Genomic DNA, 19,390 nt, shown 5'->3' with positions numbered 1-19,390 from the left:
GGGTGTCATCTTTTTAACCTCATTTTTTATTCATTTTCTCATATGTCATCTATAAGTAGAAATACTCATTGCATTAGTGAGATGCTCCCAACACGATCGCCTATATTAATCTTGAGACTTAAGCGATCGCAGATTAAGAAAAGGGAAATAAAGACTTGAAGAATACTTGGAGTCTTTGTTGATTATGACGGCTGAGGGAAACGCCTTATTAGTATCACTGTCCACCAGATCACAAATAGTGTAAAAGCACCTAATAAAGCCCAAAATGGTATAGTGATATTGAAATCTTTGTTTGGACTGAGATTAGCTAAAAACGTCAGATGAAAAATGGCAATTATGAGTAATGTCGTTCCAACTCCAAACCAAGAAAAATGTATTTTGAAAAAACTTAATGTCTCTTCGAGGTGATCGGATGATAGCCAATATTCACGATAGGGCAAGTTAATTAATGAAGTTGGCAAGTGCTGGAGGAGTAAAGGAAAACCCAGCGCAAAGGAACTGGTAATTGCCAAGGTGACAAAGTACAGAATAAAGTAAATAAACTTGGAAGAGGTTCCGTTGACTTTTCCTGCGGCATCGAAATGAGAGCCCACGATATCTGGGAGTAATGGATAGAAGTAGATACTTTGGGCGATCGCTAATCCAAATAAAAACAGAACTATATACAACGGTAGTTTCATCACTGTATGCTCCTTAAGTATATTTACTAAGTAGCTGATCGCAATTAAGCATAAAACCCCAAAAAACTATGGCGCACGATGTGCGTGCGCTATGGGTTTTAGTTCTGTTTTTTTAATTACGCTTAGCTACTTAAAATTATCTAAGCAAACTACAAATAAAGATATTTTTTGCAGATAGTTGTAACAAAAATCCATTTATGGGATACGTTAACCCCATCGGGAGGCTAAAGTATAAGTAGATACTTATATGGAGTTAAAAGGCGTGTCCCCAACTGAAATCGCAAATATTTCTGGTCAAGTAGTATCAGTAGTAGATGCCAATTTAAATCAAAATTCAGATCGAGGCTTAGATCAAATTAAGACTAGTGATCTACATGTGGTCGAAACTTGTCCATTGCTAGCACCCGTGGCAGTTAAAACCGAGTTACCCATTACCACCGCGATCGCTAAAGTTGTTTCCGAGGCAAGGGCTAGAATTCGCAATATTTTAAATGGTAGCGATCGCCGCTTACTTGTGGTAGTTGGTCCCTGCTCGATTCATGATGTTAAAGCTGCCCGCGAATATGCCGAAAAATTAGCTAAATTCCGCGATGAGGTCAGCGATGCCCTTGAAATCGTGATGCGGGTTTATTTCGAGAAGCCACGCACCACAATTGGCTGGAAAGGATTGATCAACGACCCCCATCTTAACGGGACCTTTGATATTAATTACGGGATCCGCATGGCAAGGGGGCTATTGATAGATGTGGCGAAATTGGGCTTGCCTTGTGCAACGGAATTGCTCGATCCGATCATACCTCAGTACCTAGCGGATCTAATTTCTTGGACGGCGATTGGGGCAAGAACTACCGAGAGTCAAACTCACCGCGAGATGTCTTCTGGGCTGTCGATGCCTGTTGGTTTTAAAAATGGGACAGATGGCAGCATTGATGTTGCTATTAATGCGATGCTGTCAGCACGGCAACCCCATCGCTTTCTCGGAGTTAGCAATGAGGGTTTAGCGAGTATTATCACCACTTCAGGTAACCCCGATGGGCATATCGTCCTGCGTGGAGGCAAACAAGGTCCCAACTATGACAAGGCTCATGTAGATGCGATCGCTAATCGCTTAAGCGATCGCCAGTTGCAACCCTACATGATGGTTGATTGCAGCCACGATAACAGCGGACAAGATTACAAAAATCAACCGATCGTACTGCAAGACATTAGCGAGCAGGTGCGTAATGGGTCTGAATACATTGTGGGGATTATGCTCGAAAGCCATCTCAATCGTGGTAAGCAACCTTTGAAAGACTTGGCGAAGTTGGAATATGGCAAGAGTATTACCGATGGTTGTATTAATTTCGAGACAACTGTCGAGGTTTTAACCGATCTCGCTCAGGCTGTTAGAGCAGGTCGTTTTTAACTGCAAAAAGCGCCCATTGGGCGCTTTTTGCTGCCGTCCTTTAGCACTTGTTGCAATGATTAGAGAGTCTGCCCATAGCCCAATCAGAGATCTATGCCAGCAGAGTCCTATTGGCAAAAAGTTACCTAATGCGCTTTATATACATATCTCCGCGATCGCCTATCTCTCCCCACAGCTACAAGAAAGCGATCTCCAAGCTAGATCGCTACTTTCAAAAGAAAGCCAATTCACCATCATCAAATTCAATTACGAACAACCTAAAATCTCCTACCTCTTCTATCCAGACTTTGATACAGATCCTCATCCCGCATTACATCACAGCATTCAAGTTGACCTAAAAGCTCAAACAGTCCAACATCGTGACTATCAAAACTCACCTAATCCCCCGATCCTGCATCGCAAAGAAACCTTTGTCAACCTAGATTATCCCAACTATCAACTATTTGCCCAATTAACCAAACAAGAAGAAGTAATTGGGCTATTTCATGAGACGCGCATCATCGGCACTCGCAAAGGATGGGAACAACGTTTACAGGAATACCATGTCGAACTGAAAGAGCATCAAGTTATCTCCTCGCCACCTCAGATAGGGACTAGGGGTGATGGTCTCAAAGAAGGTATCAAAATTGATCGCCATAAAGCTGCTATTCATCGCCCCGATCTATCTAAGCCCGTTCGCCTTGCCCTAGAAGCAGGACTCTTTACAGAAGGTGCAACCTTCTTTGACTATGGCTGTGGTCATGGTGAGGATATCAAAAGAATTAGCGATCGCGGTTTCACCAGTGCTGGTTGGGACCCATACTATCGACCACAGAGCGATCGCACTAGCGCCGAAATCGTGAACTTCGGCTATATCATCAACGTCATCGAATCACAGATCGAAAGACGAGAAGCCCTCATCAAAGCATGGGAATTAACGCAAAAAGTTTTAATTGTCTCGGCACAGGTTTTAATCGGTGATGTGGGCAAAGGACAAATCGCCTACAGTGACGGTGTTGTGAGTAGCCGTAACACTTTCCAGAAGTATTACGAACAAGAAGAACTCAAACTCTATATCGATCAAGTATTAAGCGTAGATTCTGTGCCTGTCGCTCTCGGCATTTATTTTGTATTTCGTGACGAAATGCAAGCGCAAAGCTTCAGAGCATCACGTTTTCGTTCGAGAGCTACTACACCCAGAATCAGACTTGTATCCAAACGCTTTGAAGACTATCGCGAATTACTTACTCCATTGATGGATTTCTTTACTGAGCGAGGCAGGTTACCCGTTGGAGAAGAATTACAAAAATTTGAGCTATTACTGACGGAATTTGGGACGGTACGCCGCGCCTTTAACTTGATTGTAAGCGCCACAAATCAAGATGAATGGGATGCGATCGCTGATAAGCGCCGCCAAGATATTTTAGTATTCCTAGCCCTCAGCAATTTTGATAATCCCTACAAACGACTCAAATTAAGCCAACTTTCCCAACAATATCAAACCGATATCAAATCCCTATTCGGATCTTACCAAGGGGCAAGTACCACTGCTGACTTGATGTTATTTAATCTAGGTCGGGAAAGTTTCATCGCTACCTGTTGCCAAAACAGCAAAATTGGGCGACTAGATCAGCAAGCCCTTTATGTTCATATATCGGCTTTAGAACATCTCGACACAATGCTTAGACTCTATGAAGGATGTGCTAGCCGTACCATTGGCAGAATGGATGGAGCCACTTTAATTAAATTCCATCTTCATAAACCCAAAATCAGCTATCTTTTTTGCCCCGAATTTGATCGAGATCCCCATCCGAAAATACAGGGCTCCATGCAAATTGACCTAAGAGATTTACAGGTTCGCTATCGTGACTATCACAACTCTGATAACCCACCTGTAATTCATTGCAAAGATGCCTATGTCCTTCCTGACTATCCTCAGTATGAGAAGTTTGCTAAATTAACTAAACAGGAAGAAAGTTGGGGATTGTTAGAAGATCTGAAAAACATCTCATATTGGCTAGGCTGGCAAGCAAAATTAAAAGAATCTTGTGCGGAACTTCAAGGGCATCGTCTTACTTGGCGCAAAGACACAGATTCAGAAATAATTAAGCTGCTGAAATCTAAGATTAAGGCTAAGAAATTGATAAGTAGCTAAGCATGAGTAAACTTACAGAGTTTTGCGCTCAAATCCAAACCAAGAAATTTTTAAAAAGTTTCTTGTGGTTCTTTTGATCGAAGATAGCTATAAAAACCAACGCCAGTCTTGCTAGGACATAAACCCTAAAAGAGGGTTGCTGCGTGGAGCACGGCAACCCTCTTTTGGGGTTTATGTCCTGATACAGTAGACGGTAGCTATAATTATGCTGAACTACTTATTAATACCAATTCACGAAAGTGTGACAACACTTTTGTGAATTAAAAACCAAACCCAGTAAGGTTTTTTAAAGCTCAAAATGGCTTAGCCATTTTAAGCTTTGGTATAAAATCTATTTTGATAGAATAAGCAGTAGCATTTTTGGTCGAAGGAAGGGCTAATTCTCAACCTTGCTGGGAAGAAGAATTAAGTCTTCAATCTTTCTAACATGGGGATCGCCTGATAAGTAGCCAATACCACGATGGAGATGAAGACGAAATTGTGTAGCAAGGGTCTCTTTATCAGTTTCTAGTCCATCATTATGACAGCGCTGTTTTAGAGCAACTATGAAAATATCTGATAAGTTACCAGCGAAAACTTGCCAAGTCATCTCTATGTTACTGTCAGTAACGATGCTAATAATTGAGGGGGGAGTAGGCTCTGCTAAAGATTTGCATAGTGCCCAACGACAAAGAATGTTCCAATTTTCAATATGGGTAGCACGTTTTAGTTTAAGCAATTGCTCCCTAGCATTTTTGGAGAGTCGAATGCGTTCAATAGGGGGTTCCATAGATTAATCACTTAAATAAAAAAGATTTTAGTAATATTTGTGCCACGCTTTGCGCGGCACAAATATTACCAGAAATAACCCGATCGCACGGACGTACGATTAATTGATTCGTCGTAGTCTAGGATATATTCGTGGGCGATTAGTTGATTTTGACGTAGACGAGTTACCTCTTCTTTGCCGATTTCGGTATCAGTTGAGAGTAGGATCACTTGTTGGCTAGCATTGGGGAAATAGCGATCAAGAAGATTTAAACGATGGGATGAGTCCAGACGACCGAGCGGTGTATCAATGACAACGGGTAACTGACAACCTGAGACACGGGCTAATCCCCAGAGGAAGGCGATCGCTAGCATTTGTTTTTCACCTGCGGAAAGGCGATGTTTACGGATAGATTTACCTTCAGCGTTGTATAACTCTAGGCGAAAGGTATCGGGAGCGATCGTGATACGATGCACAAGGCGAGATTTGTGTAGAAGATGGAGAAAGCATTCAGTGACGCTATTTTCCAATTGGGCAATTTTATGGGCTGTGAGTTCCTTTCTAAAGGCATCCATAGTTGCTTGCACTTTAACAACAGACTGGAAGAAAAATTCTAAATTGCTTCTTGCGACTATGGTTGTTCCATAGTTTTCTAGTTCTCTTTTACTAGAGATCAACTTGCGTTCGAGTAGAGCTAAGTTACGTTGAGAGTCATCTAGCTCATTCGCAAAGGACTCACAAACTGATATAGCTGCTTCTCTCTTCTGCAATAGTTGTTGATAGATTTCTGGACTTGCCGCAGAAGCAATCACTTTTTGGATTTGAGAGCTTTCGCGATCACAAGATTTTAATTTTTGCACTGTGATATTAGCTAGAGCAAAGGTTTTAGGTAAATTGTGCTCTAAAAGATTTGAGAGTGAGTTCATTAGATTAAGATCGCTACCAAGCCATATTTCTCCATGCTGCGATTCATCTTCGAGTTGAGCGAGTTCGGTTTCCAAAAATTCTTGGACTAAGCGATTGTATTTTTTAGGGAAATTCTGATCTACAAATTCTGATAGTTTGCGATCGCGTTCTTTGATCAGATCTAGAGCAGCTTTAGCTTTTTGCAAATGCAGCTCTTTTTGACTTTGGGAGAGTGCTTGTTCTAGCAGAGGTGATTTAATCAACATCAGAGGTAAACAAGTTTCTGCTAAATCTAGCAATGATTTTCTGTGCTGCTCGGCTTCTTCTTTGATTCTTTGATAGCTTTGTTCTAACTCTTGCTTGTCTCCTGCCGCTTTTCCACCTTTACGCATAAATTCACGCTCAGCATCTGCTAGAGCGACTTTGGCTATCTCTAAGTCAGTTTCTAATTGAATTTTACGCTCTTTTTCTAATTCAATTTCGGCTAATTGCTGCGTGATTAGGGTCTCAATCTCCGCTAGTTTGTTAAAGGCTTCTGTATCAGATGATTCACGCCGTTTTTTGCTGGCTAAGACTTCTAAATCAATTTCTAAGCGATCGACTAGTTCTAATCCGAGAATTGTACGAATAGCATCGACGATTCCTTGTGTGGGAGTGTCTTGAAGCGCAAGTTCTCGAACTTGTTCGCCGTCGAATAGAAATAAACCCGAAATACCAATGGGCATGATCTCTTCGATAAATTCATCCCATGTGTTGGTCAGAGTTTCATTATTCCAACCATCGACACGAACTTCTAAAATATCGCGACCATTTTTAGGTTGCTGTGTCCAGCGACGGGAGACGGAGATGGGAGCTTGACGCAGTTCCGATTTATTGGAACTAGCTTGCTCAAAGACTAATTCGATCGCAGCTTCTTCGCCGATTTTGGCTTCACGATTGACGCTTTGAGAGAGAAATTCGCCATAGCTGAGATTACCTCTTGTCGAGCATTGGGCTTTTGCGCCGTATAGAACAAGGCGAAGGGCATCGATAAAGGTCGTTTTTCCACCACCATTTAAACCACCGAGCAGAACAATTGGTGGATGATCTTCACGGACATCGATAGAAAGATTGATCGTGTGCTTTCCTTGGTAAGCACCGAAATTTTGCAGAGTTAATTCGCGAAAAATCAAGACTTTACCTCTGCAACTGGGGAGCCAAATTTCATTGATGCCCAACTATTAGCTTTTGGATTAGCTTTCTCGACAGCTTCTGATTCGGTAGGTTTAGTTGGTTGTCCTAGGGCAAGTTGACGCACTTTATCTGCATCTCCTTTCTCGGCAGCATCTTTTATATTTTTGAAACGATGGGCGTTTTGAATTGCTTCTTCGGGCGATCTCGAACTGGTTTCAAAGCATTTTTCGAGGGCTTCATAGATACCGACGCGGCGCATTTTGCCATAATGTTGCTTTTCAACGCTGAGCAGTTTGGTGGTGAGTTCAAGGTGCATGGCATTGTCACCACAAAGTCGAGCGAGGATCTCCCATTCATCGGCTCCTAACAGGCTTTGATTGTTAGGATTGTTAATGTCTTGGAATTTTTCGCCCGTTACATCGAGATAAATATGGGGCAGAGCGTCGTCAAATTCATGTTTGTCTTCACGCCAAATTCGCCGAATTTCGCTGAGTTCGGCTTGGGTAATTAATTCAATTTCTCTCATCTCAGGTGGTGCATTTTTACGCGCTTCAGTTTGTGCTTTGAGTAATTCCCTCAGCCAATGTTCGCGCCATTTTTTGGTATAAGGACCGGGGATCGGTTTGACTTCTTGTTTGCCGTCGCTGTTGTGGGTAAATAGCTGTACGTTGCCACTCATGCGCCTAAAGTCACGTTTGTCCCAATCATTCTCTCCTTCAGGGCTATCGAGGGCATTGCGTAGATCTAGCATGGGCTGCATCCATTCTTTTTCGTCATCATTGAGGATCATCGCTTCCATCGATTTGTCTTTGTTGACGAGGGTGCATACCCAGCAACCAAAGCGGGAGTCACCACAGCTAGGCGTATTGCTATCGATCACTAGAGGACATTCATTGTCGGCGGTTGCACCGCGATACATGGTGAAGAGGTCTTGATTGCTGTTGCCCCAAGGGTTGGGATATTGCATGAGGTATAGCCATACTTCGCTATTACTCCAGTCGGCAATGGGGCTATAGATCAATGAGTTGGGTAGGCTACCGCTATAAAGCAGGGATGTGAGGCTGTTGTCGCCAATGCGATCGCCAATACTGCCCATTTCGTGATCGTTCATCGATCGCGATCGCCTAGAGCTTTCGGCTTTGCGTGTGCCAAGGACGATGATTACTTCCCCTTTTGCCCTGACGACGTTTTGGACAAATTGATTGGATGGTTTGATTTTGAGGCGTTCGGTACACCATCTAAAGCCGTTGCGGGGGGCGGGGTAGCCTTTGCCGATGAGGTTAACCCAGAATGTGTCTTTCACATCAGGTACTAGTAAATTCGCAGAAATTGGTAAGCCTTGCTCAGTGGCGGCGGCTTGCATATTGGCGATCGATTGCTTAACCCATGCAGCGACGATGGGGTTTTCGACACGGGTGTCGGTGGTGATGACGTGAATTTGTTTGGTGCGGCGATCGCTTGGTAGTTGTTGGAGGGCTTGCCAAACGAGTTGCAGGGTGGCGGTGGAGTCTTTGCCGCCTGAATAGCCAATAATCCAAGGGATTTCGTCATGGCAATACAACTGCTGGATCTCAATTATCAGCGCTTTGATGTCTTCGATTAATTGGGGTGCAGTGCGTTGGGGTTCGGTCATGGTTTATCAATTTGCCTTGTTTTTCGGGATATCCCTATTACTGTTGTAGTCCAAATGGACTACAAATGATCAAGAATAAACCGCAGGGTAGCAATTTTTCTACATTCGCTAGTTCATTTGCATCAAGTTCTCGAAAGGGTGCCGACTTTTCCAGCGATAGGTATAAAAATCACGAAAATCAACGGAGAGAATGCGCCCATGCCCCAAGTGTTCAGCAAGAATAATCAGGGAAGCATCTGCAAGATCCATTGGCAAAGAGCTATATTGATTAATCAGTTCACCAATTCTTTTGCCATCTTGAACTTGTAAATCAAAAACCTCAAAAGCTCCTATTTCTAGGCTATGTATAAATGTTTGCTGGGCGTTGTTTCCTGTGCGTTTTAGGAGAATATGACAAGTTTCGGTGATAATGCACCATGTGGTAATGAGTGGCTCATCTATGGTGGCTAAAACATTTTGAGCGCGGACATGATAATCATCGCGGCGATGGATCAATGCAATCCAAAAGCCTGAGTCAACGATGACCATATTTTTCGTTTAGGCTGTCGGTGAGATATTGCTTGTAATTCACGGATAAGTCAGGATCTCCTTCAGCACAACCGATCAGCCCTGCTTGTTGGAGAAGTTGCAGTGGTTTGGGGGATTCTTGGCGAAGTTTTTCATAGTAAAGGTCGATCGCTGCTTTCATGATTTCCGATGTGCCTTGGTTGGTACGCTGGCGGATATACTGAAATTTATTGGTGCGATCGCTGTCAAGACGGGCGTTAACTCTCATATCTTTATTTGTCATAACGCTGTATGACAGTATAATCCATATTTAGCAAAGCATTTATCCCCTAATCACGGTAATATTTCGTCCTGCGGGACTGATCGCTATCTCAGTCGTTGTCCGATCGCTAAGCATCGGTAACTGCTCACGGCGATCAAATATCACTAACCAGCCCGTATCTAAATTCAAGCCCGATAGATATTTATCCAATTGTTTTAAGCCTTGATTGAGTGGGTCTGGTTTGCGATCGCGCCATACTTTTAGCTCCATTCCCAAAGTCACCTTGCCATAGCGCAAACATAAATCCATCCTTCCCGAACCGATCGCATATTCGCGTTCCAAAGTCCCCTTACCATTGACCACCCGATGCAAAAATGCCATCATCACTAAATGGGGCGCAATCTCTGGATAGGGAGTGCTTTTAAACAATGGTTCTCCATGCTGTCGCCAAAATTCTAGAAATGCCTCTAACAAGCGTTCAGGTAGAAATTCACCCTGTTCACTTAGCCAAATTGGTTGAATGTATCCCATAGAAGCCGTAGTTACATAGGCAAGCACTCTGGGCAGTACCTCTTGATAAATGGGATTGGCGATCGCTAATCCATTCTCGTTACTGCATAACCCTAAATCCAAAACATAGCGAACATCATCCTGTGGTACATCTGGCAATTCTTGACCCGCTAAAATTGGCTGGATAATCGCTTTCACTCGTTCATCTCGCAATCTTTCCGCAAGACTATCTAAGTGAGTATCCTGTCTTTGAATGAGAATTTCTTTAGCTTGGTTGACTAACTCAACCGTAATTGGAATTGCGGGATCTTTGGCGATGTATTCGGTGATTTCTTTAGCGATCGCATTGACAAGCCAAGGCTGTCCCTGTGTCAAATGAAATGCTAATTTAATCGCATCTTCTGTAAATATTTGTCCTGTGGCTGCTGTATGTTGTTTATAGAGATTTCTCACTTCTTCAAGGTTAAAATTACTAAGTGTGAAGGAACGCACTTTGATATTAAAAGGACTAGATGTATTTAGGCGATCGCTTCCTCCTGATGCATATTTATAATCTCGTACATCGCGCATTCCCACTAGGGCAACTGATTGGGGAAAGCCCTGCGGACGATTTGGGAAACCCGATCTTAATTGCCTTAATACAGAAATTAATGTTTCATTGCTCAAAGCGTCAATTTCATCTAAAAAGACGACTAACGGGCGGGAGGATTGTTCAGCCCAGTTGCTTAAGTTTGTACCAATTCTTGCGCCTGCGTCTGCTTCTAACCATTGTTGTGGTTGAAGTTCTTTGGGCAAGCGAAACCGTATTGATTGCTTCCATTCATCTAAAATGGCAAGTTCGGCTGCTCCCACATCGTCAGAAAATACTGCACCAACTTCAAGGGATAGCATCACCGATGTATATCGACCACTAGCGGTTAGCTCCTGCGCTAATGCCATCATGGCTGTGGTTTTGCCAGTCTGCCTTGGGGCATGGATGACGAAATAATTTCGTTGATCGATTAAATCAACTAATTCAGGCAGGCGATCACTTGCTGGCAGCATATAGTGAATGTCTGCTTGACAAGGACCTGCGGTATTAAACCATTTCTTCATCATGTTAGCTATTTAACAGGGCATATACTCTTTCAATATATAGCAAGGGGCTAAGCAAACCTAATCCTGTAAATGAGGAGATCGTAAAATGGATAAAGTAAGTAAATATCGGGAGTATGTTCAAAGTTTATTGTCTCGATATGTGAGTGGTGATGTGTCTGATGATGAGGTTGAGGTTCAACTGATTTTTGATGTGGAAAGGGATCATCAGTGGCTCAATATTGGCTGGCAAGAGTTAAATCGTGTGTATCGATGTGTTATGCATTTTGATATTAAGGATGGCAAGATTTGGCTGCAACAGAATTTGACCGATCAAAATCCTGCGGAGGAGTTAGTTGCTATGGGTGTGGAAAGGCAAGATATTGTGTTGGGTTTACAACCGCCATATAAGCGTCCATATACAGATTATGGAGTTGCCTAAAATCAGGATTGTAGATTGTTGTCATGACAACATATAGGTCTGACAGTCAAAAATAATGAATAAATTAACCGTAGGAATTTTAAATGTCCCTCAGCACAAGGTCTACGTATTTAATGATTCATCACGATTTTTGATTAGTTCTTTTAACCGTTGATCACTTTTTTTATTTCTACCATCTTGACCTACTTGTTGCAGTAAAAATGTTTCTGCTGGAGTTCGATTTGTAGCAATAACTCTATTTTGCAATGGATTCCAAAAAATATAATGCCATTCCTGCGAGTGAATCCAGAGATTCGCTTGACTTAAAGCTTTGACAGCCTCTCGAAGAGACATTCCACGACTTACTAGTACCTGAGCTGCTGAAGTAAAAGATCGCTGACCTGCTGATAGAAACAAAAGATGAATATTATCATTTGATCTATACTCACTAACATCAGTCTCTGGATTAGAAAAAATATTTTGGTATTCTGGAATAAATTCAACTAGAAGATTCCAATACAGGCAATTGTCATGATAAACCTTATCGATAAGTTCATCGGAGGGTCGATTTACCTTGAATTCAGCTTTTTTTAGATAATCATTTGGTAGATTTATTGGATAAGAGTCCTGCACTAAGTAATATAACCCAATCACAGTTGTCAGATGTTTACGATCTGTTTTAGGTAAAGCTGGAGAAGCTCTAAAATCAACTCGATCTGAAGACAACAGGTGGAATTCATCAACCAACTTTCTAGTTACTATTGCAAATCCATTATCTTCATGTAAGGCAACTATATCAACCTCAGCTACTTTTTTTGCTTGGCTGTTTAAAGTTGTGAATAGTCTTCTTGTTCTGCTTCTCTCCTGTTCATCATGAGCGACAAATATGACAGCGATTTCCTCGTCAGCAAGACTTTTATCTTCTGCTAGAGCTTTCTTGATACCTGCGACTCTATGCTGACCATCAATGGCAAATAATTTTTCATCTCCTGACAACTTTAGTAAGCCTATTGTTCTTTCCAGATCAATTTCTTGATCTTCAGTTATTTCAAAATCAAAATTTTTAGGTGACGATATGCTCAGAGATGCCCATTGAGGCTCACCTTGGTATACACCGACAACAATTGCATTAAAGAATCGCTCTTTTTCTTGAGATAGCAGATAGTTCTTAATACCGTCTGTCCGCTTCCCATCTAATGATCGCTGTATTAAATCAGACAGATTTTTATTACTATGGACTTCTTCAGTTTTTTTAATCCAGTCTGATATGTCTTGGAACTTCATTGTTGTGACATAGTATATCCAATCTGCTATTCTGCATCTTAAAGCTGGGAAAAGAGTTTGTTTAGACATATCTAGCTAAATATTCCTGTTATGATATCGCTAATAGTTACTGGAAATTGTCGATTTACAGGTGGCAAAAAAGCTTCAATTAAATCATCTTCCAATTGAGAGATAAGTACATCGTCGTCAATTGGCACGTAGCAAAACCATAAATAATTTTCCCATAATTTCAGCATGTCTAATACATGCATTCTAGGTTTACGCTTTCTTTCTTCATAAAGATATTGCTTATATCTTGCCTTAAAGTTTTGATCTACAGTTTTTCCAACATAAAAGAGATAACTGCAATCTGGATGTTGAGCAATGTTAGCAGATACAACGAATGAATATATTCCCTTCTGATTGTCAGGAATTTGATTTGCATTTTCAGGTAAAAACTGGATTTTGTTCCAATTTAAGTTTGTGCGGTTCGGGTAGTTTCTCCAATTCTCAGGCGAGAGTATAAAACGTTTTACGTTAAACTGACTAAGCGTATTAACAGAATCTCTTCTTGCAGCAAAATCTATAGGCATTACATCAATTGTTAGGAGTTGTTAAAAGTCTAAAGTTGTTAAAAGTCTAAAAAAGACCTTAGATCAAATTCACTGGATGCTTGTTTGTCGATTTCCTTGCTTTCAGATAAGAACAATAATATTCTCTCTAAATGATCAACAGATCCTGCCAAAGCACTATCCATTATCTCTAAACCAGCATTAGCATACTCCTCAAAAATCTTGATCCGTGACTCCTCAGCCTCATCGTTGTCAGCAAGCACCCTAGGGTTTTTAGTTGCAACTACAGCTAAAAGTTTCACCACTTTATCATATTTTCTAAAAACATCATACGGGATTGGATCTGGGTCTTTTTTCGAGAATTCACCAAAAGGCTCACGGCGATCGCGCTTTGCCCCCAAAGCTGCCGCAAATACCAAAACCTCCGCATAAGTTTGAAATGGCTTAGTCGTATCATCCGCCCCCTCAGCCCTCAAAGACTTCACCAACTCCGCCTTATCCTTCGCAATCTTTACCCTTGCATCAGCCATTCTTACTTATTCCTCAATACCCAATCTAAAAACATCTTACACACAAGCGATCAATTCATTAACTTCAGTCACCATCAAACTAGCCATCATCAACAAGCGATCATCTTTTACAGTGCGTTATAATCTTTATATATTTTACCTGAATATATTATTTCTTAAAATCAATTTAAATGAGCAGCATTAACTCTGAAAATTTTAAATTTAATCTATCTACGCTCAGTATTGCGAACTTAAATGATGAAGACAACGAAGATCGTGCATATTGGCTTCTGAAAAGTCCAAAAGAGCGATTAATTGCCCTAGAATATCTACGTCAAGTAATGTACGGCTATGATCCAAATACCTCTAGACTTCAAAGAGTTTTTGAGATTGCTAAACTTCCATCAATTTGAATACTTATTTGTTCTATCTTTAATCAGCATTTTACAACTATGCTAACAACAAAAACTAAAAACATCAAAGCTGAAAAGAAAAAAGGATTTTCGCATTTTCGCTATGCTGAAGCGTTTAAACTGCTAAACATAGATGAATTACAGAGATGGCATATTGATATTCAATCTTGTCCGCCCAGTGACTTTCTGCAAATTCGTCTCAAACGATTAGAACAATGCTTCGATCTGCAAAACTATGAAGAATCGAAAAAGCTAGTTATCGACGCAATTTGTGAAGAAGCAATTATTAGCTTTGAACATCTCAAAATCTGGAAGGGTGCGGCTCTATCTTCAGATGTTGCTACAGGTGCAGCCGACTATCTCATTGCCGAACGCAAAGCCTATTTAGAAGCGCCATTTCTTTGCATTGTCGAAGCAAAAAAAGATGACTTTGAGCAGGGATTAGCGCAATGTTTAGTAGAAATGCAAGCCTGTCAATGGCGAAATAATCAAATTGGTAAGCAAATAGATGTATTCGGGATCGTCACAAACGGTGATACATGGAAAGCCTACAAACTACAGATCGCTGGTGCTGTCTATGAAACCATGCCCCATGCCACAGGAGATTTAGAAAGAGTATTAGGACTTCTACAATCAATATTTCGAGAATGTGAACAGAATCTAGGTAGGTAAGACCGTAAAAGTCTGCAATAGCCATCTAGCGATCGCGCCATCATCTTCAGTTTGACTGCGTTTAAGTGCCTCTTGTACCGTAGCAATTTCCAAACCTTCAAGAACCTGCGATCGCTCAACTATACCACTACGTCCATCAGCGATCGTAAAAGCAAACACCTCAGAAGTTTGAGCATTCACCACCCAATATTCCTTAACCCCTAAACGCTCATACAATAAGCGCTTGTACCCCAAATCGTCTTGCAATGTTGTTGAAGAGATTTCCACAATCAGCGTTGGCAGATCAAATTTATTGAGATCCACAGGCGCATTATTGCGAGGCGGCAACTTCAAGTCAGCCCCTAGATAAAAGGCAATATCTGGCTGACATTCACTCTCACCCTTTTTCCTAAAGCTACAATTTATATACTCATAGATACAAATATTCTTAAGTGCTGCAAATATTCCAATTACCTTAGAAACAATTGCATTTTCATGGGCGTGAATTGGTCCAACTGGTGACATCTCAATCCTCATCTTGTGATTATCATAATAAAACCTGCCTTTTTCTAAACTAGGATCGTCAGCAAGCGCCATAAACTCATCCCAAGTCGCCTTAACCCAGCGATCGCTGATAATCTCTGCTTTAGGAGCCGTAGTTGTATTAACCATGATTCACCTCCAAGACTTCGGTATATTCATAATCATAGGCACTTTTTCGCACCAATGGATAGCTCTTGCCATAGAGAACGATGTCATCGGTTTGAGTGTCAGGCTTATTAGAGTTGAATACAAACACATATTCTTTACCCACGAGAGGAGTCATTTCTTCGGCAACTTCAACCCTCCACTGGGTTTTAGAAACCATCACCACAAGCTGATTTGCCAATTGCGGAATTAACCTCGCCACCTGCCGACGATAGATTTCATCGAGACTGCCAAAGGGTGAATCCATCACGATCGGGAAAGTACTGCTATCGGGTCCCATCACCAAACCAGACTTGCTCCATTCCCTCACGCGATCGATGATGCTCCCGATAAAAGATAAACTGAGTATTTGATTCTCGCCTGTCGAAGCACCCGACTGTACCTCTTGCCCAGCAACAGTTTCCACTAAGCTCAATTCATATTTTTCACTGAGTCTCGGTGTTTGTGCTTTGAATGAGATCTGGCTAAAGATCTCACAAATTCGAGTCTCCAATTGCTTGCGAAATAGCTCATTGCGATTAGTTTTTAACTCAATTAGTAAATCGATCGCCTGTTGCGCTGCATCAATACGTTTTTGGGCAAGCTTTTGTTTATCTTCATTTTGCTTACTGCTCTTAATTTGCTTCTGAAGAACTTCAATTTGTCCTTGATAATCCGTCCATTTCTGAAGCCTCCGACCCCTCTCTAAATTTAAGTCCTCAACCTTGCGATCGATCTCATCAAGACGAGATTGCATTTGTCGAATATCCTCAACTGGGCTCTTGCGAAGCTGTTCGCTGATTGATTCTAGGTCTAATTCAAGGCGCGAAAGAGTGGTTTTAATATGACTGATACTTACTTGTTTCGTATCAATGCTCTGCCAAAAATCTGCGGCTTGTTTCTCCACCTCATCAACAAAACCTTCTAATTTTAAGGTTGCGGTTTCTACATCTGCTAACCCAGCTTTTTCTAGCCAAGATCTAACCTGCTCATAGTTAGGAGAACCATCATGCAAAGCAGCACCACAGATACATTTGCGTCTTTCCAAGAGATCTATCACAAAGGTCTGTTTAATATCCGCAGGCAGTTCGCCGCGCTCGTGGAGTCCACCAACTAGTTCCCGAAAATCAGCGATCGCCTGAGGCAAGAAGACACTATAACCCTGTTTAGAAATCGCCTCCTTAAGTTCATTTTTTAAACTCCGCAAATTACTACGGGTTTCTTGCTCTTGCAACTCAAGATTCTCACGCCGTTTTTGGATTTCATCAATACCACCTAATTCTGTCAAGCGTTGATTGCAAGATGCTTTTAGTTGGTTTTGAGCTTCAACTTCCTGCTCAATTTCTTTGATTCTCAATTCACATTCAGTACTATCACTCTCTATCTTTTGCTTTTGAGAAATCAAGGTTTTGGTTTGGGCATCACCAATGCTCTTAAGTTCATCCTCAAGGGACTTTCTTGCTTCCTTAAGGTGTTTAATCGCATTGTCTAAAACCTGTACCCCCAAAAGTTTTTTGGTTGCTTCCGCAACCTCATTGCGATTATCCGATCGCACAATCTGCTCGATCCGCTCACCATCAAAAAAGAAGTATTGATGCAAACTCTTCGGTAAAATACCATTGATCACCGCTTCAGGATGATTTTGAATAACCCATTTCCCATCATCCCCCGCCACCTGTAAAAACAACTCACTTTTGTTGTATTGAATATTTTTATCGCTATTATTAACGAGTTTATAGGCACGGGTTAGCCGCTTCACTCGATAGCGCTTACCATCATGTTCAAATAAAACCTCAGCCCAGCATTCTACAGGCTGATTTAATTGTGATTCGGCGATCGCTTGACGATTGACAAGCTGCTCTGGATCGGCAAAGGCTGAAGTGAACTTTTCGTATAGTATCCATGTAAAAGCATTGAGTAAAGAGGTTTTGCCAGTACCATTGTTGCCATGCAAGATCGTAATATTGCGATCGTCCAGTTTTGCCAATACGATCTCAGGTGTTTGTTGATAAAAACAGCGAAAATTAAACAGCTTGATAGAGATCAGCTTCATTGCACAGCTTCCTTAACAATTTTGAGAATATCTTCATTGATCCGCCCCAATTCATTTTTATCGAGCCGATCTTTTTCTATTTTGATTACTTGAGTAACAATTCGCTGAATTTCAGGTGGAGCGTTTTTAAATGGCTCGTCAATGTTACTTAGACTTTGGATTTTGCTCATGGACAATCACCCCATAGGTTTATTGATTTTATCTTAAATATCTCTTAGATTCACCAGATCTCTGATTTTTTCTTTAAGCCCAATTCACGAAAGGCTATAAATCCATTAACCCATAGCGTTGCTGCAAGTCCAGTAGTTTTAACCTTGCCTCCCCACCGTTATCCGCCAGATTGGCAAATTCGACAAAACGGAGTAGCTCCTTTCTGAGTAAATTTCGCTCCACATCCAAAGTCTCACGCCCCAAATCAGGAGGTAACACAATCATGTCAAACAAAGTTGCGCGTTTTTTATGAGGGTGCGATCGCAAAATCCTACCTCGACGCTGAATAAATTGACGGGGATTGCTGCTGCTTGCCAGCATAATTGCCGTTTGGATGGCGGGAATATCCACACCTTCATCTAAACAGCGAATCGCCACCAGTCCCTGTAATTCACCAGATTCAAATAAAAGTCGTAAATTCTCGCGGTCTTCTAAAGATGTCTCAGCAGTATATGTATTAACCCGATATCCCAATTCAGATCCCAGCAACTGTGCCACCGCATCCAACTGCCTCGTACTTTCTTCAGTAACTTGATCCTCAGCCGAGCCATCACCGCAATAAATCAAGGTATGTGTTGTATCCAGACGTTGCTGCATTAACTCTCGCAAAGCAACTAACTTGTTAGCAGCAGATCCCAATAACCTAGCCCGTTGCATTAATAAAGCCGCTGCCATCTCGTTATCATCACGATCGCCATCAAAAGCGATCGCCCTACCAATCTTTTTCGTCAGGTCAACATATTTATCAGTCTCAGAATCTGTCAGTTCTACTAAAATCGGGTAGTAGAGATAATGTACGAGCGCTCCTGCTTTGATTGCATCCGCTAGCGTAAATTCTGGCTGGATGACTGCACCAAAATACGCAAATATGGCTTCTGTTCCATCCTCATCAAAATAGCGTTCTGGAGTTGCTGATAAAGCTAGCCTTAGTCCCACATTACGCGGCAAACTCTCCACTAAACGTTTTGCACCTAAGTTATGCGCCTCATCTCCAATAATTAAAGTTCTCTCAGGAAGATATCGCAACTGCGACTGTAATCCCTGACCAATCAGCGTTGCATTTGTAGTGATTATGGTCAAAAATTTCTGATTTCCCGATCGCACGTTATAAAGTTGGTTGGATAAACGATCTTGCCAGTTATGAACATTTTCAAAAGCAAGGATTGGCTCCAGCCCAAACTTTTGACATTCCCTTGACCATTGGATTACCAGATGTCGATAGGGACAAACGATCAGTAAAACCTGCAAACCAATCTTTTGATAAAGTTCAGTAGCGATCGCCAGCGCCGTAATCGTCTTACCGCTACCCGTTGCCATTTTCAGTGTGCCGCGCCCATTATTTTTAAACCAATTGGCGATCGCCTGTTTTTGATATTCCCGCAGTTCTAGATTAAAAGGTAATACTGGCATACCAAGATCTTGATTTATGGTTATGGACTGGTATTCTTGCCTAGTTTCGGACATTACCGCCGTTGGCGTTGCACAAATGAGAGATGAATGAGTAAATAAAAGATAACGAGTTTTAGCAATGAAAAACAATGAAATGTCCAAAGTGTGGTTCAACACATATTCGTAAAAA

Annotated in this window: 19 protein-coding genes; 5 read left to right on the top strand and 14 right to left on the bottom strand. The window is 41.6% G+C overall.

Going from position 1 to position 19,390, the window contains the following annotated elements; genetic code table 11:
* Positions 1-182: 182 nt before the first annotated feature.
* Positions 183-680, bottom strand: coding sequence for a DUF1648 domain-containing protein (locus tag PSE7429_RS10425; RefSeq protein ID WP_009627129.1), 498 nt, complete (start codon positions 678-680; stop codon positions 183-185).
* A 247-nt stretch (positions 681-927) separates the two neighbouring features.
* Here PSE7429_RS10425 and PSE7429_RS10420 point away from each other — a divergent pair, with 247 nt between their 5' ends.
* Both PSE7429_RS10420 and PSE7429_RS10415 read left to right on the top strand, forming a co-directional pair.
* Positions 928-2,085 carry a 3-deoxy-7-phosphoheptulonate synthase gene (locus PSE7429_RS10420; protein WP_009627128.1) on the top strand — a complete coding sequence of 386 codons (1,158 nt, stop codon included), beginning with the start codon at positions 928-930 and terminating at the stop codon, positions 2,083-2,085.
* Positions 2,086-2,140: 55 nt separating this feature from the next.
* A complete protein-coding gene (locus PSE7429_RS10415) occupies positions 2,141-4,219 on the top strand; it encodes a DNA phosphorothioation-associated putative methyltransferase (RefSeq protein ID WP_009627127.1) in 2,079 nt (692 codons plus the stop codon).
* Between the two features lie 376 nt (positions 4,220-4,595).
* Here PSE7429_RS10415 and dndE read toward each other — a convergent pair whose 3' ends face one another.
* The 6 genes from dndE to PSE7429_RS10385 form a co-directional block, all read right to left on the bottom strand.
* Complete coding sequence (gene dndE / locus PSE7429_RS10410) at positions 4,596-4,988, bottom strand: DNA sulfur modification protein DndE (protein WP_009627126.1); 393 nt, start codon at positions 4,986-4,988, stop codon at positions 4,596-4,598.
* Between the two features lie 65 nt (positions 4,989-5,053).
* On the bottom strand, positions 5,054-7,045 hold the full coding sequence (gene dndD / locus PSE7429_RS10405) for a DNA sulfur modification protein DndD (RefSeq protein ID WP_009627125.1): 1,992 nt from the start codon (positions 7,043-7,045) through the stop codon (positions 5,054-5,056).
* The gene (gene dndC, locus PSE7429_RS10400; protein WP_009627124.1) at positions 7,042-8,679 is read right to left on the bottom strand and encodes a DNA phosphorothioation system sulfurtransferase DndC; all 1,638 of its coding nucleotides are present in this window, start codon (positions 8,677-8,679) and stop codon (positions 7,042-7,044) included. The genes dndD and dndC overlap by 4 nt, the downstream gene beginning before the upstream one ends.
* 108 nt (positions 8,680-8,787) lie before the next feature.
* On the bottom strand, positions 8,788-9,207 hold the full coding sequence (locus PSE7429_RS10395) for a type II toxin-antitoxin system VapC family toxin (protein WP_009627123.1): 420 nt from the start codon (positions 9,205-9,207) through the stop codon (positions 8,788-8,790).
* Positions 9,194-9,469, bottom strand: a complete 276-nt coding sequence (locus PSE7429_RS10390; protein WP_009627122.1) for a ribbon-helix-helix protein, CopG family — start codon at positions 9,467-9,469, stop codon at positions 9,194-9,196. Before PSE7429_RS10390 ends, PSE7429_RS10395 begins: the two co-directional genes overlap by 14 nt.
* A gap of 39 nt (positions 9,470-9,508) precedes the next feature.
* Positions 9,509-11,053, bottom strand: a complete 1,545-nt coding sequence (locus tag PSE7429_RS10385; RefSeq protein ID WP_040688159.1) for an AAA-like domain-containing protein — start codon at positions 11,051-11,053, stop codon at positions 9,509-9,511.
* Between the two features lie 88 nt (positions 11,054-11,141).
* On the opposite strand from PSE7429_RS10385, the gene PSE7429_RS10380 reads away from it, so the two are divergent.
* Positions 11,142-11,474 (top strand): XisI protein, encoded by a 333-nt coding sequence (locus tag PSE7429_RS10380; RefSeq protein WP_009627120.1) that lies wholly within the window; start codon positions 11,142-11,144, stop codon positions 11,472-11,474.
* Positions 11,475-11,576: 102 nt separating this feature from the next.
* Here PSE7429_RS10380 and PSE7429_RS23540 read toward each other — a convergent pair whose 3' ends face one another.
* The 3 genes from PSE7429_RS23540 to PSE7429_RS10365 are packed head-to-tail and all read right to left on the bottom strand — an operon-like array spanning position 11,577 to position 13,818.
* Positions 11,577-12,806, bottom strand: a complete 1,230-nt coding sequence (locus PSE7429_RS23540) for a DNA sulfur modification protein DndB (RefSeq protein WP_071590138.1) — start codon at positions 12,804-12,806, stop codon at positions 11,577-11,579.
* Between the two features lie 2 nt (positions 12,807-12,808).
* Entirely contained in the window at positions 12,809-13,309 is a 501-nt protein-coding gene (locus PSE7429_RS10370; RefSeq protein ID WP_009627118.1) for a hypothetical protein, read from the bottom strand.
* 38 nt (positions 13,310-13,347) lie between these two features.
* Positions 13,348-13,818, bottom strand: coding sequence for a DNA phosphorothioation-associated protein 4 (locus tag PSE7429_RS10365; RefSeq protein ID WP_009627117.1), 471 nt, complete (start codon positions 13,816-13,818; stop codon positions 13,348-13,350).
* 170 nt (positions 13,819-13,988) lie between these two features.
* Here PSE7429_RS10365 and PSE7429_RS10360 point away from each other — a divergent pair, with 170 nt between their 5' ends.
* Entirely contained in the window at positions 13,989-14,210 is a 222-nt protein-coding gene (locus PSE7429_RS10360; protein ID WP_009627116.1) for a hypothetical protein, read from the top strand.
* A gap of 39 nt (positions 14,211-14,249) precedes the next feature.
* The gene (locus PSE7429_RS10355) at positions 14,250-14,882 is read left to right on the top strand and encodes a hypothetical protein (protein WP_009627115.1); all 633 of its coding nucleotides are present in this window, start codon (positions 14,250-14,252) and stop codon (positions 14,880-14,882) included.
* On the opposite strand, the gene PSE7429_RS10350 is transcribed toward PSE7429_RS10355, so the two are convergent.
* The 4 genes from PSE7429_RS10350 to PSE7429_RS10340 all read right to left on the bottom strand — a co-directional run bounded on the left by PSE7429_RS10350 (position 14,871) and on the right by PSE7429_RS10340 (position 19,275).
* The gene (locus PSE7429_RS10350; protein WP_009627114.1) at positions 14,871-15,533 is read right to left on the bottom strand and encodes a Uma2 family endonuclease; all 663 of its coding nucleotides are present in this window, start codon (positions 15,531-15,533) and stop codon (positions 14,871-14,873) included. The genes PSE7429_RS10355 and PSE7429_RS10350 overlap by 12 nt on opposite strands.
* Complete coding sequence (locus tag PSE7429_RS10345) at positions 15,526-17,601, bottom strand: AAA family ATPase (protein ID WP_009627113.1); 2,076 nt, start codon at positions 17,599-17,601, stop codon at positions 15,526-15,528. Before PSE7429_RS10345 ends, PSE7429_RS10350 begins: the two co-directional genes overlap by 8 nt.
* Positions 17,598-17,771 carry a hypothetical protein gene (locus tag PSE7429_RS26635; RefSeq protein WP_009627112.1) on the bottom strand — a complete coding sequence of 58 codons (174 nt, stop codon included), beginning with the start codon at positions 17,769-17,771 and terminating at the stop codon, positions 17,598-17,600. Before PSE7429_RS26635 ends, PSE7429_RS10345 begins: the two co-directional genes overlap by 4 nt.
* Positions 17,772-17,865: 94 nt before the next feature.
* The gene (locus PSE7429_RS10340) at positions 17,866-19,275 is read right to left on the bottom strand and encodes a DNA phosphorothioation system restriction enzyme (RefSeq protein WP_052017687.1); all 1,410 of its coding nucleotides are present in this window, start codon (positions 19,273-19,275) and stop codon (positions 17,866-17,868) included.
* Between the last annotated feature and the right edge of the window lie 115 nt (positions 19,276-19,390).

The organism is Pseudanabaena biceps PCC 7429 (genome assembly GCF_000332215.1).
In the GTDB taxonomy this organism is placed as follows: domain Bacteria; phylum Cyanobacteriota; class Cyanobacteriia; order Pseudanabaenales; family Pseudanabaenaceae; genus Pseudanabaena; species Pseudanabaena biceps.
Note: the sequence above shows the minus strand (reverse complement) of the source record. Positions and strands in the feature narration are given on the sequence as shown.

Bases quoted from the DNA above. Each gene is read 5' to 3' on its own strand.
- PSE7429_RS10425 (WP_009627129.1), bottom strand. From the start codon at position 680: ATGAAACTACCGTTGTATATAGTTCTGTTTTTATTTGGATTAGCGATC.
- PSE7429_RS10420 (WP_009627128.1), top strand. From the start codon at position 928: ATGGAGTTAAAAGGCGTGTCCCCAACTGAAATCGCAAATATTTCTGGT.
- PSE7429_RS10415 (WP_009627127.1), top strand. From the start codon at position 2,141: ATGATTAGAGAGTCTGCCCATAGCCCAATCAGAGATCTATGCCAGCAG.
- dndE (WP_009627126.1), bottom strand. From the start codon at position 4,988: ATGGAACCCCCTATTGAACGCATTCGACTCTCCAAAAATGCTAGGGAG.
- dndC (WP_009627124.1), bottom strand. From the start codon at position 8,679: ATGACCGAACCCCAACGCACTGCACCCCAATTAATCGAAGACATCAAA.
- PSE7429_RS10395 (WP_009627123.1), bottom strand. From the start codon at position 9,207: ATGGTCATCGTTGACTCAGGCTTTTGGATTGCATTGATCCATCGCCGC.
- PSE7429_RS10390 (WP_009627122.1), bottom strand. From the start codon at position 9,469: ATGACAAATAAAGATATGAGAGTTAACGCCCGTCTTGACAGCGATCGC.
- PSE7429_RS10385 (WP_040688159.1), bottom strand. From the start codon at position 11,053: ATGAAGAAATGGTTTAATACCGCAGGTCCTTGTCAAGCAGACATTCAC.
- PSE7429_RS10380 (WP_009627120.1), top strand. From the start codon at position 11,142: ATGGATAAAGTAAGTAAATATCGGGAGTATGTTCAAAGTTTATTGTCT.
- PSE7429_RS23540 (WP_071590138.1), bottom strand. From the start codon at position 12,806: ATGTCTAAACAAACTCTTTTCCCAGCTTTAAGATGCAGAATAGCAGAT.
- PSE7429_RS10370 (WP_009627118.1), bottom strand. From the start codon at position 13,309: ATGCCTATAGATTTTGCTGCAAGAAGAGATTCTGTTAATACGCTTAGT.
- PSE7429_RS10365 (WP_009627117.1), bottom strand. From the start codon at position 13,818: ATGGCTGATGCAAGGGTAAAGATTGCGAAGGATAAGGCGGAGTTGGTG.
- PSE7429_RS10360 (WP_009627116.1), top strand. From the start codon at position 13,989: ATGAGCAGCATTAACTCTGAAAATTTTAAATTTAATCTATCTACGCTC.
- PSE7429_RS10355 (WP_009627115.1), top strand. From the start codon at position 14,250: ATGCTAACAACAAAAACTAAAAACATCAAAGCTGAAAAGAAAAAAGGA.
- PSE7429_RS10350 (WP_009627114.1), bottom strand. From the start codon at position 15,533: ATGGTTAATACAACTACGGCTCCTAAAGCAGAGATTATCAGCGATCGC.
- PSE7429_RS10345 (WP_009627113.1), bottom strand. From the start codon at position 17,601: ATGAAGCTGATCTCTATCAAGCTGTTTAATTTTCGCTGTTTTTATCAA.
- PSE7429_RS26635 (WP_009627112.1), bottom strand. From the start codon at position 17,771: ATGAGCAAAATCCAAAGTCTAAGTAACATTGACGAGCCATTTAAAAAC.
- PSE7429_RS10340 (WP_052017687.1), bottom strand. From the start codon at position 19,275: ATGTCCGAAACTAGGCAAGAATACCAGTCCATAACCATAAATCAAGAT.